The 23,749-nt window shown below is 35.3% G+C and carries 19 protein-coding genes; 5 read left to right on the forward strand and 14 right to left on the reverse strand.

What is annotated here, in order from left to right:
• Positions 1-195 precede the first annotated feature (195 nt).
• Positions 196-759, reverse strand: a complete 564-nt coding sequence (locus ESZ39_RS10080; protein ID WP_146879785.1) for a TetR/AcrR family transcriptional regulator — start codon at positions 757-759, stop codon at positions 196-198.
• A 192-nt stretch (positions 760-951) separates the two neighbouring features.
• Here ESZ39_RS10080 and ESZ39_RS10085 point away from each other — a divergent pair, with 192 nt between their 5' ends.
• Both ESZ39_RS10085 and ESZ39_RS10090 read left to right on the forward strand, forming a co-directional pair.
• Positions 952-1,596 (forward strand): peroxiredoxin-like family protein, encoded by a 645-nt coding sequence (locus ESZ39_RS10085; protein WP_146879786.1) that lies wholly within the window; start codon positions 952-954, stop codon positions 1,594-1,596.
• A 147-nt stretch (positions 1,597-1,743) separates the two neighbouring features.
• On the forward strand, positions 1,744-2,064 hold the full coding sequence (locus ESZ39_RS10090) for a putative quinol monooxygenase (protein ID WP_146879787.1): 321 nt from the start codon (positions 1,744-1,746) through the stop codon (positions 2,062-2,064).
• A 131-nt stretch (positions 2,065-2,195) separates the two neighbouring features.
• Here ESZ39_RS10090 and ESZ39_RS10095 read toward each other — a convergent pair whose 3' ends face one another.
• The 3 genes from ESZ39_RS10095 to ESZ39_RS10105 all read right to left on the reverse strand — a co-directional run bounded on the left by ESZ39_RS10095 (position 2,196) and on the right by ESZ39_RS10105 (position 5,568).
• A complete protein-coding gene (locus ESZ39_RS10095) occupies positions 2,196-3,473 on the reverse strand; it encodes a sugar phosphate isomerase/epimerase family protein (RefSeq protein WP_146879788.1) in 1,278 nt (425 codons plus the stop codon).
• A 65-nt stretch (positions 3,474-3,538) separates the two neighbouring features.
• Positions 3,539-4,519 (reverse strand): aldo/keto reductase, encoded by a 981-nt coding sequence (locus ESZ39_RS10100; protein ID WP_146879789.1) that lies wholly within the window; start codon positions 4,517-4,519, stop codon positions 3,539-3,541.
• Positions 4,520-4,587: 68 nt separating this feature from the next.
• Entirely contained in the window at positions 4,588-5,568 is a 981-nt protein-coding gene (locus ESZ39_RS10105; protein WP_146879790.1) for a Gfo/Idh/MocA family protein, read from the reverse strand.
• Positions 5,569-5,741: 173 nt separating this feature from the next.
• On the opposite strand from ESZ39_RS10105, the gene ESZ39_RS10110 reads away from it, so the two are divergent.
• Positions 5,742-6,653 carry a LysR family transcriptional regulator gene (locus ESZ39_RS10110; RefSeq protein WP_146879791.1) on the forward strand — a complete coding sequence of 304 codons (912 nt, stop codon included), beginning with the start codon at positions 5,742-5,744 and terminating at the stop codon, positions 6,651-6,653.
• A 17-nt stretch (positions 6,654-6,670) separates the two neighbouring features.
• On the opposite strand, the gene ESZ39_RS18025 is transcribed toward ESZ39_RS10110, so the two are convergent.
• Positions 6,671-6,811: a hypothetical protein gene (locus ESZ39_RS18025; RefSeq protein ID WP_223270335.1), complete on the reverse strand. Its 141-nt coding sequence runs from the start codon at positions 6,809-6,811 to the stop codon at positions 6,671-6,673.
• A 317-nt stretch (positions 6,812-7,128) separates the two neighbouring features.
• Between ESZ39_RS18025 and ESZ39_RS10120 the strand changes: the two genes are divergently transcribed.
• The gene (locus tag ESZ39_RS10120) at positions 7,129-8,289 is read left to right on the forward strand and encodes a Gfo/Idh/MocA family protein (protein ID WP_223270336.1); all 1,161 of its coding nucleotides are present in this window, start codon (positions 7,129-7,131) and stop codon (positions 8,287-8,289) included.
• A gap of 478 nt (positions 8,290-8,767) precedes the next feature.
• Here the strand turns inward: ESZ39_RS10120 and ESZ39_RS10125 are convergent, their stop codons facing one another.
• The 9 genes from ESZ39_RS10125 to ESZ39_RS10165 form a co-directional block, all read right to left on the reverse strand.
• A complete protein-coding gene (locus tag ESZ39_RS10125; RefSeq protein ID WP_146879792.1) occupies positions 8,768-9,469 on the reverse strand; it encodes a DUF6445 family protein in 702 nt (233 codons plus the stop codon).
• 5 nt (positions 9,470-9,474) lie between these two features.
• Positions 9,475-10,965, reverse strand: a complete 1,491-nt coding sequence (locus tag ESZ39_RS10130) for a tryptophan halogenase family protein (RefSeq protein ID WP_146879793.1) — start codon at positions 10,963-10,965, stop codon at positions 9,475-9,477.
• Positions 10,966-11,019: 54 nt separating this feature from the next.
• Positions 11,020-12,036: a cupin-like domain-containing protein gene (locus ESZ39_RS10135; RefSeq protein WP_146879794.1), complete on the reverse strand. Its 1,017-nt coding sequence runs from the start codon at positions 12,034-12,036 to the stop codon at positions 11,020-11,022.
• 9 nt (positions 12,037-12,045) lie between these two features.
• Entirely contained in the window at positions 12,046-12,774 is a 729-nt protein-coding gene (locus ESZ39_RS10140) for a SapC family protein (protein ID WP_146879795.1), read from the reverse strand.
• Positions 12,775-12,850: 76 nt separating this feature from the next.
• Positions 12,851-14,440 (reverse strand): tryptophan halogenase family protein, encoded by a 1,590-nt coding sequence (locus ESZ39_RS10145; protein WP_146879796.1) that lies wholly within the window; start codon positions 14,438-14,440, stop codon positions 12,851-12,853.
• Between the two features lie 625 nt (positions 14,441-15,065).
• Positions 15,066-18,092, reverse strand: coding sequence for a TonB-dependent receptor (locus tag ESZ39_RS10150; RefSeq protein ID WP_146879797.1), 3,027 nt, complete (start codon positions 18,090-18,092; stop codon positions 15,066-15,068).
• A 288-nt stretch (positions 18,093-18,380) separates the two neighbouring features.
• Positions 18,381-19,445 carry a glycoside hydrolase family 43 protein gene (locus tag ESZ39_RS10155; protein WP_146879798.1) on the reverse strand — a complete coding sequence of 355 codons (1,065 nt, stop codon included), beginning with the start codon at positions 19,443-19,445 and terminating at the stop codon, positions 18,381-18,383.
• 118 nt (positions 19,446-19,563) lie between these two features.
• Positions 19,564-20,943: an MFS transporter gene (locus ESZ39_RS10160; RefSeq protein ID WP_146879799.1), complete on the reverse strand. Its 1,380-nt coding sequence runs from the start codon at positions 20,941-20,943 to the stop codon at positions 19,564-19,566.
• A gap of 285 nt (positions 20,944-21,228) precedes the next feature.
• Complete coding sequence (locus tag ESZ39_RS10165) at positions 21,229-21,960, reverse strand: NUDIX hydrolase (protein WP_146879800.1); 732 nt, start codon at positions 21,958-21,960, stop codon at positions 21,229-21,231.
• Between the two features lie 498 nt (positions 21,961-22,458).
• Between ESZ39_RS10165 and ESZ39_RS10170 the strand changes: the two genes are divergently transcribed.
• Positions 22,459-23,643 (forward strand): endo-1,4-beta-xylanase, encoded by a 1,185-nt coding sequence (locus tag ESZ39_RS10170; RefSeq protein WP_223270337.1) that lies wholly within the window; start codon positions 22,459-22,461, stop codon positions 23,641-23,643.
• The last annotated feature ends 106 nt before the right edge of the window (positions 23,644-23,749 follow it).

Here is a 23,749-nt window from a genome sequence, read left to right on the forward strand (position 1 = left end):
TAAAATATTCTGGCTTATTCTCAGGTAATTAGTGCACCTTGGATCTAATCAGGTTATATAAACACTACAGATGGCTATCTGTAGTGTTTAAAATGAGAATACATAAATAAAAGCCGAAGAAGTATTCTATATTTTTGTGCTCTAGCCAATATTAAACGTCAATTATAATAGGAACCTATAATAGACTTATTGGAATTAGGAAGGCCAGGGCAACCAAGGTAAACCTAATTGTAAACTAGACAACATCGACTGCTTATTTTGTGTGTGATAGCCGTAAACTCGCAGCCCAAAAATATGTATCATAATACTCATTGCTTTTATCTGTGCTTCTTCAACGGGATAGATAGTGGCTAACTGCTCTACATATATTTTTTCAATCGCCGCTAAATACTCTGCAATATAGTGTTTAGTTTGAGGTTGATCATCGAGTTCAAGCTGACTTTTTACTAAATAACAGCTGCAATATTCACTTTGTACGGCTTCTTCAACAAAAGAAAAGAGTAGATCACAGATAATTTTTTCAACGCTTTGGTTTTGTTTGAATTTTTTATTTAACTTATCGATAGAAGCGCTAGCATAAAACTTAAGTGATTCTTTAAATAATCCTTCTTTATTGCCAAATGCTAGGTAAACACTGCCTGGTTTTAAGCCAGTGACTTTAAACAAAGCCTGCATTGACGTTGCATTATAACCAACTCGCCAAAAAAGTGAGGTTGCTTTGTGCAATACATCTTGTCGATCAAACTGTGTTTTAGACATTCTAAAATTACTTACTAGTTATACCATTTGAGTTAATGAATGCAGCACTAAGTTGATGCGTTCATTATTATTGGTATTAATGCGATTAACCTATATTACAGCACTTTGAATGTTTATTCAAAAAACAACTTGAACGCTCATTCAAAACATGATTGAATGAGCGTTCAAAAATAAATAATATTAGGATCTAACATGGCTTTAACAGAAAAATTAAACGAATTTAAAAAAGGTTTTACTGAAAATGTACCTCAAGACATACAAGCGCTAATGCAGCAAGCGACACAAAACCTTGCTGATTCAGGCATCGTATTAAACACGCCTAAAAAGGGAGATAAGCTGGCTGAATTTTCGTTAGTTAATGCACAAGGCACTGATGTGTCATTATCAAGCTTGTTAGAGGATGGTCCTGTTGTTATTACTTTTTATCGTGGTGGCTGGTGCCCGTACTGTAATTTAGCGTTACGTGCATATCAAGACTCACTTGCAGAAATTAAAGCACTTGGTGCAACATTAGTTGCGATTACTCCAGAGCTAGCTGACGCATCACTTTCAACCACTGAAAAAAATGAGTTACAGTTTGAGGTATTAACAGATACTAACGCTAAATACGCTAAAGATTTAGGCCTAGTTTTTACATTACCTGAAGAGCTACGTCCTATTTATTCATCGTTTGGTATTGAAGTTGAAGAACATAATGGTGCAAACCAATTTGACTTACCTTTAGCTGCAACATTTGTTGTCGCGCAAGATGGCACAATAGCGAGTGCTTTTGTTGAAGAAGATTACACATTAAGACAAGAGCCTAGCGAAGTAATTAAAGTATTAAAAAGCTTGTAAAAGCAGACCCAATTAATTTAATTTTAGCTGTTTTTGATCTGGTATTTAAGTAAAACTTTATCATTAATAGCTAGTTAAAATCTTGTTGAACAATTACATAATGTATTATTATTATTCAACAAGATTTTATAACTAAAGGAGAAGAAAATGTTTGCCGTAATTGTAAAAGTTACTATTAAGCCAGAACATAAAAAAGAGTTTATTGACGCTATGTTTGATGATGCTCGCGGTTCAGTGAAAAATGAAGCAAATTGCTTCCTCTTTAACATAGTTCAAGACCAAGACGACCCAAACCTTCTTCATCTTTACGAGGTCTATAAAGATGAAGCGACCTTTGAAGAACACACAAAAACGCCTCACTTTGTCCTCTGGGTGGAAACAACAAAGAATTGGTTAGCAAAACCACTTGATATATCCACAGGTACTCACTTATTTCCAAGTGATGATTGCTGGAAAAAACAACGTTAACTGCAGCTGTCGCAATCAGCTGTTGTGTTTCTATCAGCAGCTGAAAGTCGATGAATCATTTACGGTTATATTTCCCTTCACTTGTTTTCATTCATCTCATTTTTGATCGTTATCCATCCTTGATGAGATTACTAATCTAAAATCGTATAATATAAATATTCCCATGCCAGCTGTACGCTATACATTGGAGGGTATGAATAATCTTCTACCTCTGCAACCATATATTTTGGCACATCAAAATCTTGATGATGAAATAATTCCATCCAATCTATCTTGCCGCTAGCGCCCAATTCTTTATAGTCTTTGATATGCCAACTTATAAAACGATTTGGGTATTTTTTAAAATAATCGACAGGTTTTACCCCTCCCATTTCCATCCAATAAATGTCGGCTTGAAAGTAAACATATTTAGGGTTGGTGTTTTGTAAAAAGTAATCATATATCTGAATACCCTCGACCGAATTGAATTCATCTGCATGGTTATGAAAAGCAAAGGTAATGCCCTTTTCACTGCATAATTTACCTATGGCATTATAATAATCGCTGTAACGTTTTAACTCTTCTTTGGACTTTACCGATTTGAGTTGATTATTAGAGGTTGTTAAATATTTTACACCAGCTTCTACATGGTCATCGATGGTATTAGACCACCACATCAAAGCACTTTCCCAGTCATCGATTGCAGGAAGATCGTGAAATGTCATTGAACCTAGAAATTGCATACCGTTGGCTTCAACTAGGTTACGGAATTCTGTTGGCGACATTCCATAAAAAGTGCCATCATCATAAACAAATGTTTCAACATAGCTATAGCCCATTCTCCCTAACTCTTTAAGGGTTCCTTTTGGATCTTTTAACATTTCTTGATGAACAGAAACTAATTGAATACCAATATTTTTATCTTTAGGATTAGCCTTTATATACCGCGTTTTCCAAAGGCTTTTACCTAATGCATCGAACCCTTCGAGTAATACATTTGTCGGCGTTTGAAAGTTAAATTCAACCTCTAAATAAAAATCACCGAGCATATCAACATCTTTCATTCTCCACTTTGTGTCAGAAGAAAAGTGCCCTATTCCTTTGAAAACCTCTCCTTCTTGGTTTTGTCCTAACGCGATTATTTTGTCGCTCTTAGCATCGTAACCAATTAATTCGGTGAGAAGAGATGTGTATTTTCCATTTTTGTATTGAAGTACTTCAACTTGCATCGATTGACGATTCATTGTTGAAATATTGTTCATTTTAATCGCAGGAAATGCAGCGACTTTATCAGTATTAGCATGTTCACTACTTACCCAAAGCCCTGCGTATTGATGTAAGCGGTCAGCTTGAGATTCAATCGAATCTTTTGCAAAGATCGTTGAGCTAAAAATAATAAAGAGTAATATTATTGACGTTATAATTCTCATCTGTTTAACCTCTTAGTTAAGCTAAGTTAATTTAACTTAGCTTAATCATTAATTTTATAGTGAAATTATATTCCGCCACGAATATGTTGCTTTACTTGAGATTGATAAAACATTTTTAATTGTTTATCTACCTCTTCATCAAGGGGAGTCAAGTTACTCACCTGGGCATTATTTATTACCTGTTGCGTGCTACTTGCTCCAGCAATAATAGTGCTGATCTGTGGTTGATCTAATAACCAACGTAACGAGGTTTCTAATAAGTTTAAATGACTAGGTAGCATTGCTTTAAGCTGATCAGCTAATTCAACGCCTTTATTAAACGGTAACCCATTAAACGTTTCACCGACGTGAAACGCAGCACCGTCTTTATTATAATGACGATGATCTTGCGCTGAAAACTGTTGGTTTTTAGTCATTTTTCCACTTAACAACCCACTCGCTAAGGGTAAACGAACAATAACGCCGATATTATTTTCAGCAGCCTTTGGTAATAATGTTTCAATCGCTGCTTGTCTGAAAATATTAAAAATAATTTGTACCGTAGCAAGCTTAGGTACTTGGCAGCAAAATATTGCATCATCAATCATTTCAACACTGGCACCAAAGTTTTTAATCAGCCCTTGTTGTTGAAAGTCTTCTAACCAGTTAAATATTTCTCCATCGCGTAATACTTCAGGAGGGATACAATGTAGCTGTACTAAATCTAAAGCCTCAAGACCTAAACGTGTTAGTGAGCCTTGTATATTTTCTTTTACTTTAGCTTTCGTGTAACCCGCTGGAAATAACGTACCGCCTCGGCCAACCTTAGTGATAACAAAAGGTTTTTCGTTACTTTTTTTCAACCATTTTCCGATACGTTCTTCGCTAATACCACCGCCATATACATCAGCAGTATCTAATAAATTGATACCTTCATTTGTTGCCGTTGATAATATATCTTGTGCTTGTTTATCTTCAAGGGGACCAAAATCATTGCCTAATTGCCAACAACCCAGGCCGATTTCAGAAACGTCAAAGCCGGTACTGCCTAATATTCTTTTTTTCATTATTATTTACCTTTTAAATTGGATTTACCCAATCATGGCTAAGCTATTATGTATCGAGCATAGATTAATTATTCAAAACGATATTTTTGCCCGACTTGATGTCGAATAGTATCCATAATCGTCATAGTAGCGAGCGTATCTTGATGAGTAATACCAGGGCTTTCTAATAAACCTGCACGAATACAGGACATTGCTTCTTCAATTTCGTATTCAAAACCTGTTGAACGGAAAGGTTGATCTACCGTTAATGTTTCACTTTCGGTCACTAATGTCGCTTTATTTGTACACCAAAACATATCATGTACTTTAATGTGGCCTTTAGTACCATAAATACAAAAATCGTTACGGTGTTTTGCCATAAAACTACAAGTAAACTGTGAAAATCGACCATTGCTGTACTGCATGCTTACAGAGGTATGTTCATCAACCTCTGTTTCAGTTAATAATGACACCGCTTGAATAGATTCAGGGTTTTGACCGTAAACCCATTGTGAGATAGTGATGTTATATATGCCCATGTCTAATAAAGCGCCACCCGCTAGATCATGATTATATAGTCGGTCGTCTAGATCTCTTGGTATACAAAAACCAAAGCTCGACTGTAACGACTTCACTTCACCGATAACACCCGAATCTAACCAATTTTTAACTTGCTTATAAATAGGCAGGAAGCGTGTCCAAACCGCTTCCATTAAAAACAGACCTTTAGATTTTGCCAGTAACATTAGCTCTTGCGATTGCGCGGCATTCACTGTTAATGGCTTCTCACAAAGCACCGCTTTACCGGATTCTAAACATAATTTAATTTGTTCATAATGAAAACGATGTGGTGTGGCAATATAAACAGCATCAATTTTTCTATCGTTCACTAGTTCATTGTAATCTAGATAGATATTTTCAATTTTATATTTATTAGCAAAATTTGCCGCTCTTTGTTCATTGCGACTAGCAATCGCATAAAGTTCGGCATCATCTATCACGGTTAATGCTTGAGCAAAGTTTTCAGCAATGCGCCCAGGTCCAATAAGACCCCATCGAAAGTGTTCCATCGCTTGTTCTTCCTATCATCGTTAGTATTAGTAAATTCATTAGCAATAACATAAGTAACAATATGAGTTTACCTAATAAAATATTGTTTACATATACCTATACTTTAAACCCATTGTTCAATATTATTAAACAATCTATTTAGCAATGGTTCCCCCCTGTAAGGATATGAAAGATGTTCGATAAAAAAAAGCTGCAAGGTATACCTGAATTTCTTCGCGTGGTTGATGATGGAAGTTTTAGTGCAGCGGCCAACACGTTAAGCAGTTCGCGTTCAAGAGTGTCGCAATTAATTACCCAACTAGAAAAAAACTTAGGCGTGCAGTTATTACATCGTTCAACACGATCTATTATGCTAACCGATATTGGAGAACAGTTTTATCATCAATGCACTCAGGGATTATCCTGTATAGAGCAAGCAATTGACCAAGCACAAGAAGATCAACAAACTTTGGCAGGGGAAATAAGAATTAATGCGGTAGGCGGTGTTTTTGGTGAGCAAATTTTTACACCGTTACTTTTTCTATTTATGGATCAACATCCTGATGTAATTATCACCTTAGATTTTAGCAGCGTGCACGTCGATTTAATTGCCCAACAATACGATATTGTAGTGCGCATGGGTTCTTTACCCGATTCAAATTTGATTGCTCGACCGCTAACACGTTATAAAACACACGTTTGTGCTTCACCAGAATATTTACATCAACACAAAAAAATTAGCCATCCTAAAGATTTACTCGAACATAACATTATTTTAGGATCGGTTAACAAATGGCCATTTATTCAACCAAATTTGTTAGGGAATAATGAAAGAACAAGTGAAAATTATGAGTTAACCCTAAAAGGAAAATTTCACTGTGCGAATGGACATGTCAGCCGCCTTGCCGTATTAAATCATCAAGGCATTGCGCGTTTAACCGATTACCATATTAAAGATGACCTAGCGCAAGGACGCTTAGTAACGGTATTTGACGATTGGCAATTAAACGACAGTATAGTGTCGCTGGTTTACCCACAGGCGCGTTATAAAATTCTCCGCGTACAAGCATTGATTGATTTTTTGCTACATAATTTTGAAAGATAGTTTATTTTGGGGGGGAGCTAGTTGAAACAAAATGAGCCTTTAAAGTTATGTTTGTTTAATGCTGGAATCGCATTATCTAATTGGCTATCAAGTGCATCATCGAAAGCAAGGCTAACTGTTGCCGATTTATTATTTGGCCAATTAAAATTCTGAGACATATTATTTACTTGTATAGATAGGCAAATAAAAAGTTGTAATATGCGATGATTGAAAAATTTGACTCATTTAAGTTATTCCATTCGGTTATATTGTGGAGTTGAAAGATCAACAGCCGCTAAAGAAAAAACACCAAAATGATAAAGCCCAAGGAAATACTTGCTTCAGTAGTTTAAGTTTTTAAAACCAGCTCACATTTATAGCACCATTTATTTTAATGCTAATGGCAAATTAGTTGCCAACTCTTATTAAACATGTATTTCCAATCAAATAAGAGTATATTTTTAATCATAATATTAATTCTAGATAATGAGGATTTATGATGAAAAAAACAAACGAAAAACCACAAATAATTACCAGACGAAAATTTATAGGAAACTCTATCACAGGTCTTGCTGTATTAGGATTCTCTACCCTTTCCTTCTCTGGTTTAGTTGCGGCAAAAAAAGGGAATAATAAAAAACTTGGTATTGCACTTGTTGGTTTGGGAAATTATGCCGAAAGCCAATTAGCACCAGCACTGCTTGAAACAGAAAACTGTTATCTCGCAGGTATTGTCACTGGCACAAAATCTAAAGAAAAACAGTGGCAACAAAAATATAATATTCCAGATAAAAATGTTTATAACTACGACAATTTTGACGACATTGCCCACAACGACGATATTGATATTGTTTATGTCGTGTTGCCAAACTCAATGCATGCCGAATATTCAATTCGCGCTGCCAAAGCAGGTAAACATGTTATTAGTGAAAAACCAATGGCTGTATCAGTGGCTGAATGCCAACAAGTTATTGATGCTTGTAAAAAACAAGGAGTAAAGCTAGGTATTGGTTACCGTTTGCATTACGAACCACATAATCTTGAAATGATGCGTCTTGGTCAAAATCAAGTGTATGGCAAAGTTAACTCCATGCAGGCAAATTTTAGTTTTAAAATGGGAGATCTATCGCAATGGCGTGCTGATAAAAAATATTCTGGTGGCGGACCGTTAATGGATATAGGTCTTTATTGTATTCAAGGTGCTATTTATACCTTAGGTGAATTACCTATTAGCGTTAGCGCAAGAGATACAACAGTTAATAGAGCCGCATGGAAAACGGTAGAAGGCTCGCTAGAATGGACATTGAAATTTAAATCGGGTGCGGTTGTTAATTCTGTAAGCAGTTACGAGCAGGACTACCAGGATAGTTTGGTTGCGACAGCCGACAAAGGTAAGTTCGGACTAGGTCCCGCTTATATGTATGACGGCCTTAAAGGCTTTACACCAGAAGGTAATATGCCGTTCAACGCGGTTTACGAGCAAGTGCTACAAATGGACTCCTTTGCCACTAGTGTATTAAACAATACCGACGTCTTGGTGCCAGGTGAAATGGGCATGCGCGATATGTATATTGTTGAAAAGATTTACCAGTCGATGCAACAAGGTGGAAAAGAGTTATCACTTGCCGATATACCGAAGATACTACACAAGGTTTAACGTTATTGTTTTTAACAAAACAGAGTTAGTCCATAAATATCATTTTTAATTAGCAACTAAATACGCTTAAGATCATTTTCCTAGACTACAGCAAATAGCATTCTACTTATCAAAATAGAAAATCGGTAATTAAGTCGCTATTTTACAATTAATAAAGCTAACCTGAAATGGGTTAGCTTTATGATTTTTAACCGTTGCTAAAACCTTGGTTAATAACTTCATTTATACATCCAGTATTCTTTCCATGAATCGTATAGTATTTTGCGCTCTAGAAACATTCCCCTATAAAGTAACATAAAACGTCATACCCATGGTATCCAGTGGTTTTTGGTGCTGAATACCCCTTATTTTTGAACTTGATTATTCAACAATAAACTTAGTTTTTCAGAAAACTTGGTGATTTCCGGGTGATTTTTGTCATGAAATAAAATGACTGCTTTTCGATTAGATATTACAATTTCTAAATTAAAATACGAGGTCAATTAAATTCAATAAACATGTTAGCAGTAAGGCGCCCTTCTTCAGGATTTGAACTAAGATCCGTGTCGGTATTCACTAAGCTTGAATGCAGTAATTGTCCCGGAAAAATAATTAAGCGATTTGGTTTGTAGGCTATTTTTTTATAACAAGTAAATTCACTATGTTGTTCATCGCAGTAGTCAAAAGTATTTGTATTTAATGAAGTAAAATAGTTATCAGCATGTTTTAAGTAAGTTTCTATACTTTGATTATCAATACGATCCAAGCCACTTTTATTATGTTTAAAAAAAGCGGTACCACCATGCTCATTCTTATTTATGTAATGAATAATAGCAATAAGATTAGGATTAGGTGTATCAAAATGCGGCCAAGATTGCATTGCCGAAAGTTCTTTAGGTTTCGTTGATATAAGTGAAAAATAATTGTCTTTTGGAGCCGGTTGTAAATTATTTGGCACTTTATACACTCGGTATAAAGCGTCCATCAATGGCTTTAAATAGCTAACTATAATGGATTTAGGGATTGCTGACCGATCCCCAGGATAATAGCTTATTTCATCTGGTTTAAATTGGCCATTTTCAACAATGTCATTAACTAAGTCATCAACGTTTTCGATATAATTATCAAAAATAATTATTGGCGTTTTATCTTGTCCAATATATTCAATGCTAAATGTTGCTTGACGATTAACCTTAATCATAGATGTTAAGCTACCGTTGATTTACAATAATTTTTAATGAATTCATTATGATCAGGAAAACTATTTACACGGCGTTCAATGGTCATTTTTATGTTATCTAAAAAGCTTTTTAATTCTGTATCAGACATCATGTTGACGATTTGGTGATAATACTTAGGCATTAGACCTTGTCCTATCATCACTTGAATCCAAGAGGTTTCGCCAAAAAGCTCGCGTTCAGTTTTATAAGCGTTACCGTTTTCTATAAATAAGTCGATGCGCTGTTGTAAGGTTTCAGGTATTTCCATATTTTTGCAGTAACGCCAAAAGGGACTATCCGCACGTTGTGTCACATGATAATGCAACACGATAAAGTCTCTAATGTTGTCTATTTCAAAACGCATTTTGTTATTAAAATCGTCAATATTTGCTTGCTCCATATTTTTTGAAGGCAAGTTTTGCATTAAGCGAATAATACTCTGTTGAATTAAGTGAATACTCGTTGACTCAAGTGGCTCAATAAACCCACTAGAAAGCCCAACAGCAACACAGTTTTTGTTCCAATGTTTGCGACGTGTGCCCGTTTTAAATTTAATAACGCGAGGTTCGTTAAGCAACTCACCTTCTATGTTATTAAGTAGTAATTCTTTAGCGTCTTCGTCTGATAGATGTTTACTACAAAATACAACACCGTTACCCATTCTATTTTGTAACGGTATTTGCCATTGCCAACCTGCTTTATGAGCAATAGAACGAGTGTATGGTACTGTTTTCTTTTGTATTTTGGTCTGCACTGCAATAGCACTATCACACGGCAACCAATGGCTCCAATCTTCGTAGCCCGTATGTAAGGCTTGTTCAATCAACAATCCTTTAAAACCAGTACAATCGATGAATAAATCGCCTTCAATAAGCTTACCGTTATCTAATGCTATTGATTGAATAAAGCCGTTCTCTTCATTAACGTTAACTTGATTAATTTTACCTTCAACACGTTTCACACCATGTTCTTCAGCCATAGCTCTTAAGAATTTAGCATATAACCCAGCATCAAGGTGATAAGCATAATTACGGTCTTGTTTCGGTACAACAGCAAATTTACCACGCCTACTTGCTACATGTTCAGGACAATAGTCACCTATTTCGCTAACCATGCCCTGCTGTTTTCCTTTAACCCAAAAATGCTGAAAACCTGCCGCCCAGCAACCTTGACCTAAATAACCAAAAGAATGAATGTAGTCTTGATTTACATCGCGCCAATTTTCAAAAGAAATACCTAACTTAAAAGTGGCGTTAGTTGCCTTCATTACATCAGCTTCTTTTATTTTCAAAAGGTCATGAAATATATGTAATGTAGGAATAGTGGCTTCACCTACACCAACCGTAGGAATAAGATCTGACTCCACTAAGGTAATATTTAAATTTTTACCTAACAACTTACCAAATGCTGCCGCAGCCATCCAACCTGCCGTGCCACCGCCGGCAATAACCACATTCTTAATTGCTGATGAATTCATGATGTAATTCCTACTCTGTTAATAATGTTAAAAGTGAGTGCATCTAAAATGGCACTAACGTCTTAATTTGTTTTGTAAATTGGCTCTTAAACTTCGCGCTTGTAATTCGTTTAACGGGCTGTCAAGAATGCTTTTTGCACTGTTTATAATATGATTAAAGTTATCTTTATCATGCTCAAAAACATAATGGTCAAATAAATGCTTCCATGCATTACGCTGTGCTTTAGGTAAATCTCTAATACTTAATATGGCGTGATGAAGTGTATCGGTAGGATTGCCCATATAGGCTGGGCTTGTCCTCCACCAATGGTTAAGGAGTACGTTAAGATCACCCAACCCTTCTACATGATGAAACCACATACTAGGCAATAAAATAGCATCACCTGCTTCGAGTTCTACAACCATAGCAGTATCGATAGCTGCTTTAAACTTAGGGTATTTCTCAAAGTCAGGTTGATCAAAGTCAACCATACTAATTGGCTGACCACCGGGCGCTTTGTCTAATGGCCCACAATAAAGATTTTTTATTTGGTCAGGTGGAAATAAAGTAAAACGCCTTTTACCTACTACACAACAGGCTAAGTTTTGTAAGAAATCAAAATGTGCGGCAACCTTACTTTTATTACCTAACCAAATGTTATAAATGGCGTTAGACAATAATGGCGATGCTAATGTTTCTTCTACAAGGCTAGGCAATATTTGTTTAATACTGGTTGAACCTATATAAATAGTTTTAGGTACTTTAGCATTAGCTTGTTCGAGTATTTCAGTTAATACGTCGCTTAATATTTGCGTTTTAGTTTGAAAGTTAAAACCACTCATATCATCATTATAAAAAATACGCCCTTGCTCTTTAGCCTCTAAATAGCAAGCATTAATGGCAATACCTTTTTCCATTTTTTTAAGGTATTTAACCGCTTGCTCGTTAGACTGTTGTGCTGCTTTAACAATAGGCCAATCACTCCCAAAACCTTTAAGCACTAAAGGCTCGTCAGAAGTTAATATTGCTTCGCTAATATTACTCGGCGTTACGTCAAAAAGGGTTTTTACTGTATTTTTTATAAATAACATAAATAATAACTAAGCGGTTAGTTGAGCATTTTTTCGTGCGACTAAGTCATGGATGTGTACTTGTGATGCAATCACCATATACACAGCTTGGAGGAACCCTGCGTTGTGTAATCTTATTAATTTGTCTTGTGATAGATTATTTAAATTATCTTCATTAATGGTATAAAAGCCCATTAACTGGTTTTTACTACCGTCATTTAATTCAATATCTAAAGTCACTGATTCCAATAATTCACATGTAACCATCGCTTCTATGAAGTCATCATTTTCTTGTAAACCAATATGCAATGCTTCTAAAACATTAGCCATATGTTCTAAATAATCGCTGTTACCGCCATACTCTAAAAATAAATCTATACCTTGATCTGTACTTACTTTAGGGGAATCTAAGTCAATGGTAATAACACGCTCTTGCTCGTTTACGCCATCTTTTACTACGCTCTGTTGCGCTATATAAAAAGGCAGTCGTTGTACCGCTAACGGAATATAGGCTGCGTCCCACTTGCTTTCTTTTAAAAATAAATTACCTTCATCTTCAAAACCAAACAAAGTAATTGGCATAAACTGCCCAGTGTTACTGTCTTTTTGAAATAAGATAGGATAATGCGCTTGAGCACTTCTAAACTCAATAGGAAAGGTTTGTGCATACCATACGTTATCGCCCATTGCCGCTGAACATTCACCATTAATTTTTAAATTTTTATGTTCAATATTATTTAGTAGTACATGGTTTGCCATGAAATTCCCCGTTATAGTTTTGTAATTGTTATTTTTATTTTATAAGTTCTTTGTTATTTACGTATAGATCACCAAGTTAAATGTTTGTTAAACCATACTGTTTTATTTTATTAATAAGGTCTCTGTTAGTCCCCATCGCTTTAACCAATTGTTGTCGTTTATTTTGTATATCGGATAACACTTGATGCATTAATTGCTCGTTCTGATTATTTACCCTTAATCGCTCAGTTGTAAAATTCATACCATACAAAACATACTGATAACTTGCTGCAGGAAACAATGGGTTATTATGTGGAATATCGTATGAAGATGGTGATTGAAACTTCCATAATTCCAACATATTTTGTAAAGATTGAGGGATCGTTAACGGATCTTTATTATCAAGCCAATAGCTAGAGTCTATTCGTTTAGATAGCACATAATGCAATTTTAAAAACTCAATAATTTGCTGCCAATGCTGAGTGAACTTTTCATTAAAGCGTTTGGCTGTTATCTCCATAGTGAGTTTAGTTGTTGGTAATTGTTCGCTGATCATTTGAGCGGCTTGTTCAACCATAGCTAAAGCCGAAGCTTCTAAGGGCTCAATAAAGCCTGCTGACATTCCTACAGCAACGCAGTTACGATGCCAAAACTTTTTATAGTAACCAGGGGTAAAGGATAATTTTCTTATAGAATGATCATCAATATTTACACTTGTTCCCGACTGTTTTATATATTGTAGTAATTCTTGTTTAGCGTTTTCATCGCTGGTATGGCGACTAGAAAACACATGACCGACACCACGACGAGATTGTAAACCTATATCCCAAATCCAACCGGCTGTTTGTGCAGTTGAAAGCGTACTTGAAGCAATCGTTGCTTCTGGGTTTTCATATGGAATCTGAACAGCAAGCGCAGAGTCGTTAAACAATACAGATTTTTTTGAACAAAATTCAATATTATAATGCTTACCTAACAATAGTGATTGCGAACCTGAACAATCAACAAATAAATCCCCTTCAATAACGCCTGCTATGTCGGTACTTAGAGAAGAAATATCACCAACTTTATCATTATTTATTTGAGTAATATGGGCTGAAATATACTGAACACCCAGTTTATTTAAACAGTGAGCTTTTAGTAGTTCAGCAAATTTAGTGGCATTTAAATGATAACCATAATTAGCCACATAATCGTAAACTTTATGAGTAATTTGTTTTGGCGCTAAATTTTTTTCACACAATATAGACTGAAAACATACTTGCTGTGCAAAAGTTTGAGACGATGAAACTAACGAAGACTGTTCACCAATATATGCACCTAAATCTAATTTATTGATCCCTGCGGGGAGAGAAAAAGGATGAAAGTAAGCATTATCTAAAGGATGAGTTGCAACGTCCTCGTCAGGCAGCTTTTCCCAATTGACAAATTTAGACGCTTGTTTAAAACTTGCATCACAATAAGTAAATAAATCAGCCTCATTAATACCTATTGTTTTTAAGGTTTCTCGCATTGAAGGCCAAGTACCTTCACCTACTCCTATCGTAGGAACATTAGGAGACTCAATAACAGTGATTGATAATGAAGTAGAATTAGCGGCTAAATGTTTAGCCGCAATTAATCCTGCAGTAATCCAACCTGCTGTGCCGCCACCAATAATAACTATTTTTTTTATTTCTGATTGCATCTGTACCACTTAACCATTCAAGAAACGTAAACTTGCTATCCCTGTCATCAATAAATTTTTAATGCTTTAACTTATTCACTCACTCACTCACTAACAACTTAAAGTTTATTTGACTATAACAAGTAAGTAATTGAATTACTAGTCAAGGTGATCAAGGACAGATTATTAAGTGATCCCAACTCGGCTAATATATTTTTAATGATTTTAAATAAGTTAAAAAGTACTCTTTCAACTTATGCGCTAGCTAGATAGTTTTTATTACTCCAAGTTAAATTTCGCGTCAATAGTTGGTCTATTTCAAGTAGGTTTAACGATGAAATCAGGAAAGTATCTGCCAGAAAAACATCTATTAAGCCGGGTTCTTATATGGTTAAGTAAATAAAGAAGCAATAACTATAATAAGGTAAACTTTAGTGCCTGTTGAGTTATTTTTCCAATAGTAAGCTTATATATCCATTTCACTTGAAGATGCTTGTTTCATAAAATCGAAGTGGAAATTGGGGAAATGCCAAATAGATTAATATAACTAAATCAACAAAAATAAGCATAAAAAAAAAGCCACTATAAAAGCGGCTTTTGATTATGTTTAACTTAGGTTAAAAACTTTATTTACATACTGTAAATATTAAAAGTTATATCTAGCACCTAAAGCGTAACGAGCACCCGTTTGTGTTAACTGATAAGTCAATTGACTTACACGACCTACGTTTTTAGTGTATTCATCAGTAATGTTAATACCTTCGAAAAATACAGTTAACCCTTCAACAGATGGGATCTCATAACTGACATTGAAATCAAGTTGAGAATAAGCTTCTGTATAAATAGGTGCTGTTAAATCAGAATTTATACGACGTTCAGTTAAGTACTTATCACGCCAGTTATAAGCTATACGTGCTTGGAAGCCGTTTTTGTCATAAAAGGCAACAACGTTAGCTGTATCACTCAAGCCTTGTAAAGCTTCAGTATCATCAAGAGAAGTATTATCGTATGCGAGGTCGGTATCAACCATAGTATAGTTAAATATACCACCAAAACCTGAGTCACCAAATAAGTGTTGAACGTTAAACTCTAAACCATCAACCGTGTATTTGTTATCACCATTTACAGGAACATTAAGACCAAATGTTACTGTGTTATCGGTAAGTGGGTCACCAATTATGGTACCGCCATCTAACTCACCAAGCTCGTCAAATTTAGGTTGTACATTTGGATCATCAGCATAATTTTCGAATATATAAGTACGAAGTTGTTGATTTGTAGCTCCTGGACCTAAAGCGGTTACAGCTGCGTCAAATTTCTCACCATCTAATGGATTTGGTAAATCATAAATTTGCGAATCTACGTTTGTCGTTGTTATCCAGTTAGTTACGTCTTTTCTGAAGTAACCTAAAGATACATAGCTACCTTCTTCGTAATACCATTCAGCTGAAAAATCAAAGTTAACAGACTCTAAAGGTTTAAGTTCAGGGTTACCTGTACTTCCTGAATAACCACTTAAGCTACCACCCGTGTTAACTGATGTTCCACCTTGTAAGCTATTATAGCTTGCGCGGGAAATTGTTTTACTTAATGCTGTTCTTAGCGTTATATCGTCTGTTACTTCTAAATTAATATTTAAAGCAGGTAAAACATAACTGTAATCAGCCTTTTTAACTTGTGTTTCTATACCTGTAACACCCGTAACAGCTGTTGAAGTTGCTTCACTCCATATAACACTACTATAACCTGGTGCAGTTGCTTTAGAATCTACTTTGGTTTTTTCATAACGAAGACCTAAGTATGCACTGAACGGCATGACGCCAATTTCGCTTTCATAATTAAATTGAAAGAATAATGATGTGGTTTTTTCTTCAGTAAAACGGTTAGTATCTGCATCAAAGTTAGATGATGGACAGAAATGACCTTCACCATTTGGCCCTGCTGAAGCACCTGCTGGAGCTAAACAATCACCCCATAACGTATCAACATTTGCAAACGGATCTGCAAATTCTGCTGCGCGTACTATTTCATCAAAATCAGCAAAGAATATACGATTGAATAAATCATATTCTGACTGTGTTGCTGTGCCGTCAAAGTTACCGGGGCTTTCTTGGAACTTATCTAAGATAGTATCTTCGCGCCAATTAATATCAGCAAAATCACCTGCAACACCTACACCACCCCAATCAGCACGCTGTACTTGAGTATGACGATAATGGTTATTAACCGTATTAACACCCGCACCAAAATCAATACTTAAGTTGTTGTTAATAAAGTACTCACCACTTAATTGTGTTTGGTTAACTTCAGAAGAGTATTTATCGTTCGCAAACCAACTACCTGATAAACGCATAGTTTCAGGATTAAATGATTCAATATCACCAGTTGCTATCCCAGGTAAACCACCCGTTAAATCAACACCTGTACGAGTACGAGTATATGAAGGTAATTGAATGTTGTTACCTGTACCGTGGCGTGGATCAGTTGCCCCCATAGAAGCTTTAGAATCATGATGATCTAATGTAAGTGTCAGTGCATCATTAACTAGCCACTCAATATTTAAACCGATTGAATCAGTTTTTTCTTCACGTCCCCAAGAACCAACAGTTAACGAGCTATCTTTAAGATCTGCATCACTGTTAATTTCATAAATTTCAGAGTAAATAAGCGGATAAGCATTAGGTTCACCGGCCCAAACTGATTCACTTCTATCACCAGCATAATTGAACCATACCGAAGCATCAGTATGCTGTGTTTCAACCGTGTTACGTACTAAAGTATAATCTAAAGTTGCGGTAATATTGTCTACAGGTCGGTATTGTAAAACTAGTTGACCATTAACACGTTCACGTTGACGTTCTTCAAATACATAACGTGGTTGTTGAGGGTTTGAATAAATACCGCTAGTTGGTCTATTTGTACCACCTGCTTCACCAGCAGGTACACCACCCCAACCTGTATTTGTGTATTCACTTCCTCTGTAACCTTGAGAGTCAGTAAATTGTTGCATTCCACTTTCACGTTCTTGGTAGCTACCAGAAATAGAAACACCAAATGTTTCATCTGCAGAAGTAGTTGAGTAAATACCACTTAACTCTGGTGTAGTACTACCTTGCTCTGTTGAGGTATCTTCAACAAGTTTTACACCTAACGATGCTTTTGTTTCTTTATAATTTAGTGGTTTATGAGTTTGCAAATCAATTGTTGCACCAATACCACCTGAGGTAACGGCTGCATTTGATGTTTTATAAACGGTTACTGCTGAAACACTTTCAGAGGCAATATTAGCAAAATCAAATGTTCTGTTACCGGTTGTGGTTGGTAGCTGGCGACCGTTTAAGGTAATTAAATTATTTGCTGCGCCAAAGCCGCGAACAGTTACTTGGCTACCTTCACCGTTGTCACGACTGATAGAAACACCCGTAATACGTTGAAGAGATTCAGCTAAGTTGGTATCTGGAAACTTACCCATATCTTCTGCTGAAATAGCATCAACAATACCTTCAGAGCCACGTTTTAAATCCATAGCTCGCATTAAACCGCCACGAATACCTGAAACCGTAATAACTTCTATATCTTTCGCTTCGCTTTCTTGTGCATAGCCCATAGTTGAGATGGACATTGAGCCAAGCGCCGCTAAGATGGAGGTAGTTAATATCTTTTTATTAAACATTTGATTCCCCTGATTTACATAATTATTTTATTATTGTCAAAATGACAATTACATTACTATCACATTATATTCAATATGACAATAAGATGTTTTGGCGAAAAAACATTCTATTACTTATGAAATTATTTTTTTGAAAACTAGAATAAAAATGCTTTAAACACTAAAATAACTAAACTAAAAACAACGAATTCAGTGTTCTACATTAAATGATTGTTTTAATAAATTGAGCCTAGCCCAACACCAGAAAAGGTCTATTTGACCATATCTTACATAGGTAAATTTTTAGCCTTACTCGTAGGCGTCAATAGTTTCAATTTTTCCATTTTTATCGTGGATCAATTCAGTCATTTTTACACAACGTAAATGAGTTTGACCTCCTGACAAGCTGCTATCGTGGTAAAACAAATACCATTTTCCTTCATAGCAAGTAATAGAATGATGATTGGTCCAGCCTAGTACAGGGTTTAAAATAACCCCTTGATAAGTAAACGGCCCATAAGGTGAAGAGCCAGTTGCATAAGCTATTTTATGAGTATCACCGGTAGAATAAGAAAAGTAATAAACGCCATTATACTTATGAACCCATGGTCCTTCAAAAAATCGACGATTATTGTCACCTACTGTTATTGAATCACCGTTTTCATCAATAATAATTATATCTTTAGGTTCTTCATCTAGCTCAAGCATATTAGCAGAAAGCTTTGCCATTTTAGCCGGTAAAGCAGCTTTGTTATCTGCAGGGTATTTGTCTTCTTTATTAAATTTACCATCGTACCAATTTTGTAATTGGCCACCCCATAACCCACCAAAATAAAGGTAATAACTACCGTCATCATCTTCATAAACAGCAGGGTCTATACTAAATGTACCTTGTATATAATTTTCTTCTGCAGTGAACGGCCCTGTTGGAGAGGTTCCCGAAGCAACACCAATACGGAAAATTCCGTCTTTATCTCGTGCAGGAAAATAGAAATAATAAGTTCCATCTTTATGAGCAGCATCAGGCGCCCACATTTGTTTATCAGCCCAAGGTACATCGGCAACAGAAAGTGATACTCCATGGTCTGTAGCACTAAAATCTTCAGGGTCGAGAGAAAGAACGTGATAATCATTCATCGCAAAATGATCACCATCATCATTAATGCTCGTTTCTGACTCTACATCGTGAGATGGATAAATATAAATTTTTCCATCGAATACATGAGCAGAAGGATCTGCGGTATAAATGTGGCTGACGAGTGGCTGACTTTTTTGCTTTAGAGATTTAGCGCGCTCTAAATCTTTTAATTGAATTTGCTCAGCGTGACTCAATGATTCTGCTAAATCAATATCCGATTGAATATTAGTTGTCATATATATTCCTATGCTTTATTTCTATTACTTATGTGGTGAGTAAATTATTTAATTTTATGCGATATAAAACGTAATAATTCATCACCTTAAATGGTTTATGCCGACTTAACTTCGTTAACTAACTTTTTACAAGTGAGCTTTGTATCTTTCTAACTTCTGGCTCTGTCAATTTATATTTCCATATAACGACAATACACAATAAAGTACAAATTACAGGTACCCCTGCAAAGGCAAATAGTATTCCTGACAATGATTCTGCTGATTGCGTGACATTGGGCTCATAACTTGTAAAGGCAAGGATCCACCCTGCTAAAGCACCACCAATCGCAAAACCAAATTTAATCGCTAATAGATGCCCTGAAAATGTAATAGCCGTTAATGTTTTACCAAGTTTTTTAGTGCCGTAATCTACAGTGTCTGCAACCATTGAAAACATAATTGGCGTGATTATCATGTGAGCAAAGTTGGCAATAAAGTAAACGATAAATATCGTGACAATTTGATCAGCACCTAAGAAGTAGAACAAAGAATGAGAAACCACAACAACCAATAAAGCAATTTGAAACAAGGTCTTTTTCTCAAAAAATTTGGTTAAGAAGTTAGTCGATACGGCACCTAACACTGCGCCTATAGCTGATAATGTTAAAAAGCTTGATAATAGCGATTCATCACCCACGTAATACTTAATATAATGTGGTGCTACTGATGCACGTATACCAATAAGTATTAAGGTAATAAGACTGATTAGGGCAATAATTACCCACTGATCATTTTTGAATAGCATCAAAAAGTCAGTAAAAATTGCCTTACTAATTCCACGTTTACGCTGCTTTATTGAACTATCAGTACTAAGTTCAATTTTAGGTACCGATTTTTCTTTCGTATATTTAAAGCATAATAAGAAACAAATCGCAGCTAACGTACCCATAAATACCATGGCTAATGGATACCCTATTTGATCATTACCTTCACCAAAAAATTTGACTAGCTTAGGGATAGCCCAAACAATTACAACTAATGCTGCCATGGCCATCGCAAAGCGATATGACTGTAACGATGTTCTTTCTTTTGGATCGGTTGCCATAACCGCACCTAGCGCACCGTAAGGGATATTAATCGCGGTATAACACGTCATTAATAAGCCATAAGTTATATAGGCATAAATTAATTTACCAGTACTATCAAAATCAGGCGTGATGAATGCCAGTACCGCAAAAACAGCATAAGGTACAGCAAGAAAAAGTAAATAAGGTCTATAAGAGCCCCAGCGACTTCTCGTTCTGTCGGCAATACCACCCATTATTGGATCAGTAAAGCCATCAAATAACCTAACCGCTAATAATAATGTCCCCGCAGCTGCTGCAGATAAACCGTAAACGTCGGTGTAAAATATTAGCATGAAATTAGCGACCATTTGAAAAACGATATTACTTGCCGTATCCCCTAATCCGTAGCCTAACTTTTCTTTTATTGTTAATTTCTTTTGTTCGTTTTGCATGGATACCCCAAGTATAATTTTATAATTGTTTAATCATCGATATAGTCCAAAATACTATATCCAAATTATTCGAATGTAAACAGCTATATGATTAAGAGAGAAAATGAACTACCCCACGCCAAGGCTTCTCGCTTAGGCTCTAATTCGCTTCGCGAAGAGGGGGGTTCTAAATTAGTCAAAGGTCAAAAACCTTTACGCCGCAAGCGCCGAGGAATTGAACCCGCAGAGAGTAAAGCAAAAAAAAAGACAACAAATGTTATCTTTAAGGGAAAAGTAATAAATGAACTAAAACTCGAATGTAAAGCCAAATTCTTTTAATTTTTCGTAAACATTAATGTCGAATCTATATAAAGTAGCTGCACGATGTGCAACTTTTTTCTGTTTTTCTTTACAATTAATAAGCAAATTCATTTTTTGAATTTTTCGTCTAAAATTAGGTTTATCTAACGATTTATTTAACATTGCTTCATAAATTTCTTGTAACTCAAGCAAAGTAAATTTTTCAGGTAATAAGTTAAAACCAATGGGTTCATGGCGTACTTTGTATTTTAAGTAATTTAAACCCGCAGCTAAAATATCAGCGTGATCGAACATTAAAGTAGGTAAGTCGTAAACATCAAACCATTCACACTCAAGTGCATTTTCACCGCTAATTAAATTAGTTTCTTCATGCCTAACTAAGGAATAAAAAACGATAGTAATAATTCGATCGGCTGGATACCTATCTACAGCACCAAAGGCGCCTAATTGATCAAGGTAAAGATTATCGACATTGGTTGTTTTTTTAACTACACGTAAAGCTGCATCTTCTAAGTTTTCATCACTTCTAACCCAGTGTCCTATTAACCCCCATTTATTAGTAGCCAGTCCCCTATTATACTTTACCAACAAAACTTTAAGCTTGCTGTCGTGCAAAGTAAAAATAAGATTATCAACAGTGAGATTACTAATACAATCTTCAGGTATTTTTTCTTCATCAAGCACTGTGCTTGGTATATTAGATGAACTATGGTGCATAATTTGGCTCTTAACTCATTTTGATGCAGTACGTTATATGTTAGGTAAAAAAGTCACTTTCTCTACCTATATAGTTATAAAGACTATTTGATTAAGATGAGGATACATATTCCACATTAACAAATCAATAAATCGATATAATATCATGGAAAATAGATGGACTTTTCATTAATAATATTAATAACTTACAATGTTACCGGTAACTTTTTTATTTATAATAACAAAACATAAAAGCATAATACGCTTATTAAGCCTGATATCAAATAATAGATAGTTAGCAGATAACGCACAATGTTAATTTAATAATAAATTGTATGAATAAAGCTTTTACACTGGCTAAAAGAAAATAGTATAATTCTAAATAAATATAAATAAACTTCTTAATATCAATAGGTAAGATGAATAAAATCATTTTATTGTTAAAAGTTATTGAATGTTTCCCTCTTAAACGATTATAGTAATTGTAATAGTCATAATCACAATTAGAAATTAATTCCTATGTCACATAAAAAATCAATTAAAACTATATTACTGATCCCTGCTATTACAATGGCTTTGTCTGCGTGTATTAATTCAAATCATAGTATTCAAGAAAATACCTCGAGCGCAAAAGCATTAATAGATGAAAGCACAACAAACAATTCTGTTGCACTAAAAGACTTATTTTTAGATAAATACAAAATAGGTACGGCTTTAAGTCGTGAGCAAATAATGGGTCAAGCAACTGAAGTATTACCTTTTGTTAATCAACAATTCAATGCCATTACACCTGAGAACTCAATGAAGTGGGAACGTATTCACCCTTCTGAGGGTGTTTACGATTTTGAAGCAGCCGATGCATTGGTTGAGTTTGCAAACAAAAACAACCACTTTTTTACAGGTCATACATTAGTGTGGCATTCACAAGTACCTGATTGGGTATTTGAAGATAAAAATGGCAAACCATTAAATAGAGCTCAATTACTTAAGCGTATGGAAGAGCACATTAACGCTGTTGCTGGTCGTTATGCAGGTAAAATTGATGCATGGGATGTAGTTAACGAAGCATTAAATGAAGATGGTTCTTTGAGAGAGTCTAAATGGTCTACGATTATTGGCGACGACTTTATCGAGCAAGCTTTTATCATGGCAGCAAAAGCCGCTCCAAAAGCTAAACTTTATTACAATGATTACAACTTATATAAACCAGAAAAACGTAACGGTGTTTTAAAGTTAGTTAAAAGCTTACAGAATAAAGGTATACGTATTGATGGCGTAGGTATGCAAGCTCACTACTCTTTAACTTCACCTGAATTAAACGAAATTGAAGACTCTATCAAAGCTTATAGCGCCTTAAATATGGATGTTTTAATTACTGAATTAGATGTATCAGTTATTCCATTTCCTGACGAAGATAACATGGGCGCAGATGTATCACTTAATTTTGACCTTCAGGCTGAATTTAATCCTTACCCTGACGGCCTACCTACTGAAGTGGAAAATCAGTTAGGTGCGCGTTATCAGGAATTGTTTGCAATATTTAATAGGCATCAAGATGTTATAAAACGTGTAACCTTTTGGGGCGTAAGTGATGCTCAAACATGGAGGAATGATTGGCCAATGACAGGTAGATCTGACTATCCATTATTATTTGACCGTCAACTAAAGACTAAGTCATTTGTACTTAGTTTGAGCGAGCAATAAGCCTTAGATACAAAAACGCTTAAACATAAATAGTAATAAATATCCCCCCTTCCCCGGTAATCATAAGCTTGGCCAGTTATGATTACCACCCTTATTCAAAGTAAGT

Origin of the sequence: Colwellia sp. C1TZA3 (assembly GCF_007954265.1) — a bacterium.
Lineage (GTDB): Bacteria > Pseudomonadota > Gammaproteobacteria > Enterobacterales > Alteromonadaceae > Cognaticolwellia.

Bases quoted from the DNA above. Each gene is read 5' to 3' on its own strand.
- ESZ39_RS10080 (WP_146879785.1), bottom strand. From the start codon at position 759: ATGTCTAAAACACAGTTTGATCGACAAGATGTATTGCACAAAGCAACC.
- ESZ39_RS10085 (WP_146879786.1), top strand. From the start codon at position 952: ATGGCTTTAACAGAAAAATTAAACGAATTTAAAAAAGGTTTTACTGAA.
- ESZ39_RS10090 (WP_146879787.1), top strand. From the start codon at position 1,744: ATGTTTGCCGTAATTGTAAAAGTTACTATTAAGCCAGAACATAAAAAA.
- ESZ39_RS10095 (WP_146879788.1), bottom strand. From the start codon at position 3,473: ATGAGAATTATAACGTCAATAATATTACTCTTTATTATTTTTAGCTCA.
- ESZ39_RS10100 (WP_146879789.1), bottom strand. From the start codon at position 4,519: ATGAAAAAAAGAATATTAGGCAGTACCGGCTTTGACGTTTCTGAAATC.
- ESZ39_RS10105 (WP_146879790.1), bottom strand. From the start codon at position 5,568: ATGGAACACTTTCGATGGGGTCTTATTGGACCTGGGCGCATTGCTGAA.
- ESZ39_RS10110 (WP_146879791.1), top strand. From the start codon at position 5,742: ATGTTCGATAAAAAAAAGCTGCAAGGTATACCTGAATTTCTTCGCGTG.
- ESZ39_RS18025 (WP_223270335.1), bottom strand. From the start codon at position 6,811: ATGTCTCAGAATTTTAATTGGCCAAATAATAAATCGGCAACAGTTAGC.
- ESZ39_RS10120 (WP_223270336.1), top strand. From the start codon at position 7,129: ATGATGAAAAAAACAAACGAAAAACCACAAATAATTACCAGACGAAAA.
- ESZ39_RS10125 (WP_146879792.1), bottom strand. From the start codon at position 9,469: ATGATTAAGGTTAATCGTCAAGCAACATTTAGCATTGAATATATTGGA.
- ESZ39_RS10130 (WP_146879793.1), bottom strand. From the start codon at position 10,965: ATGAATTCATCAGCAATTAAGAATGTGGTTATTGCCGGCGGTGGCACG.
- ESZ39_RS10135 (WP_146879794.1), bottom strand. From the start codon at position 12,036: ATGTTATTTATAAAAAATACAGTAAAAACCCTTTTTGACGTAACGCCG.
- ESZ39_RS10140 (WP_146879795.1), bottom strand. From the start codon at position 12,774: ATGGCAAACCATGTACTACTAAATAATATTGAACATAAAAATTTAAAA.
- ESZ39_RS10145 (WP_146879796.1), bottom strand. From the start codon at position 14,440: ATGCAATCAGAAATAAAAAAAATAGTTATTATTGGTGGCGGCACAGCA.
- ESZ39_RS10150 (WP_146879797.1), bottom strand. From the start codon at position 18,092: ATGTTTAATAAAAAGATATTAACTACCTCCATCTTAGCGGCGCTTGGC.
- ESZ39_RS10155 (WP_146879798.1), bottom strand. From the start codon at position 19,445: ATGACAACTAATATTCAATCGGATATTGATTTAGCAGAATCATTGAGT.
- ESZ39_RS10160 (WP_146879799.1), bottom strand. From the start codon at position 20,943: ATGCAAAACGAACAAAAGAAATTAACAATAAAAGAAAAGTTAGGCTAC.
- ESZ39_RS10165 (WP_146879800.1), bottom strand. From the start codon at position 21,960: ATGCACCATAGTTCATCTAATATACCAAGCACAGTGCTTGATGAAGAA.
- ESZ39_RS10170 (WP_223270337.1), top strand. From the start codon at position 22,459: ATGTCACATAAAAAATCAATTAAAACTATATTACTGATCCCTGCTATT.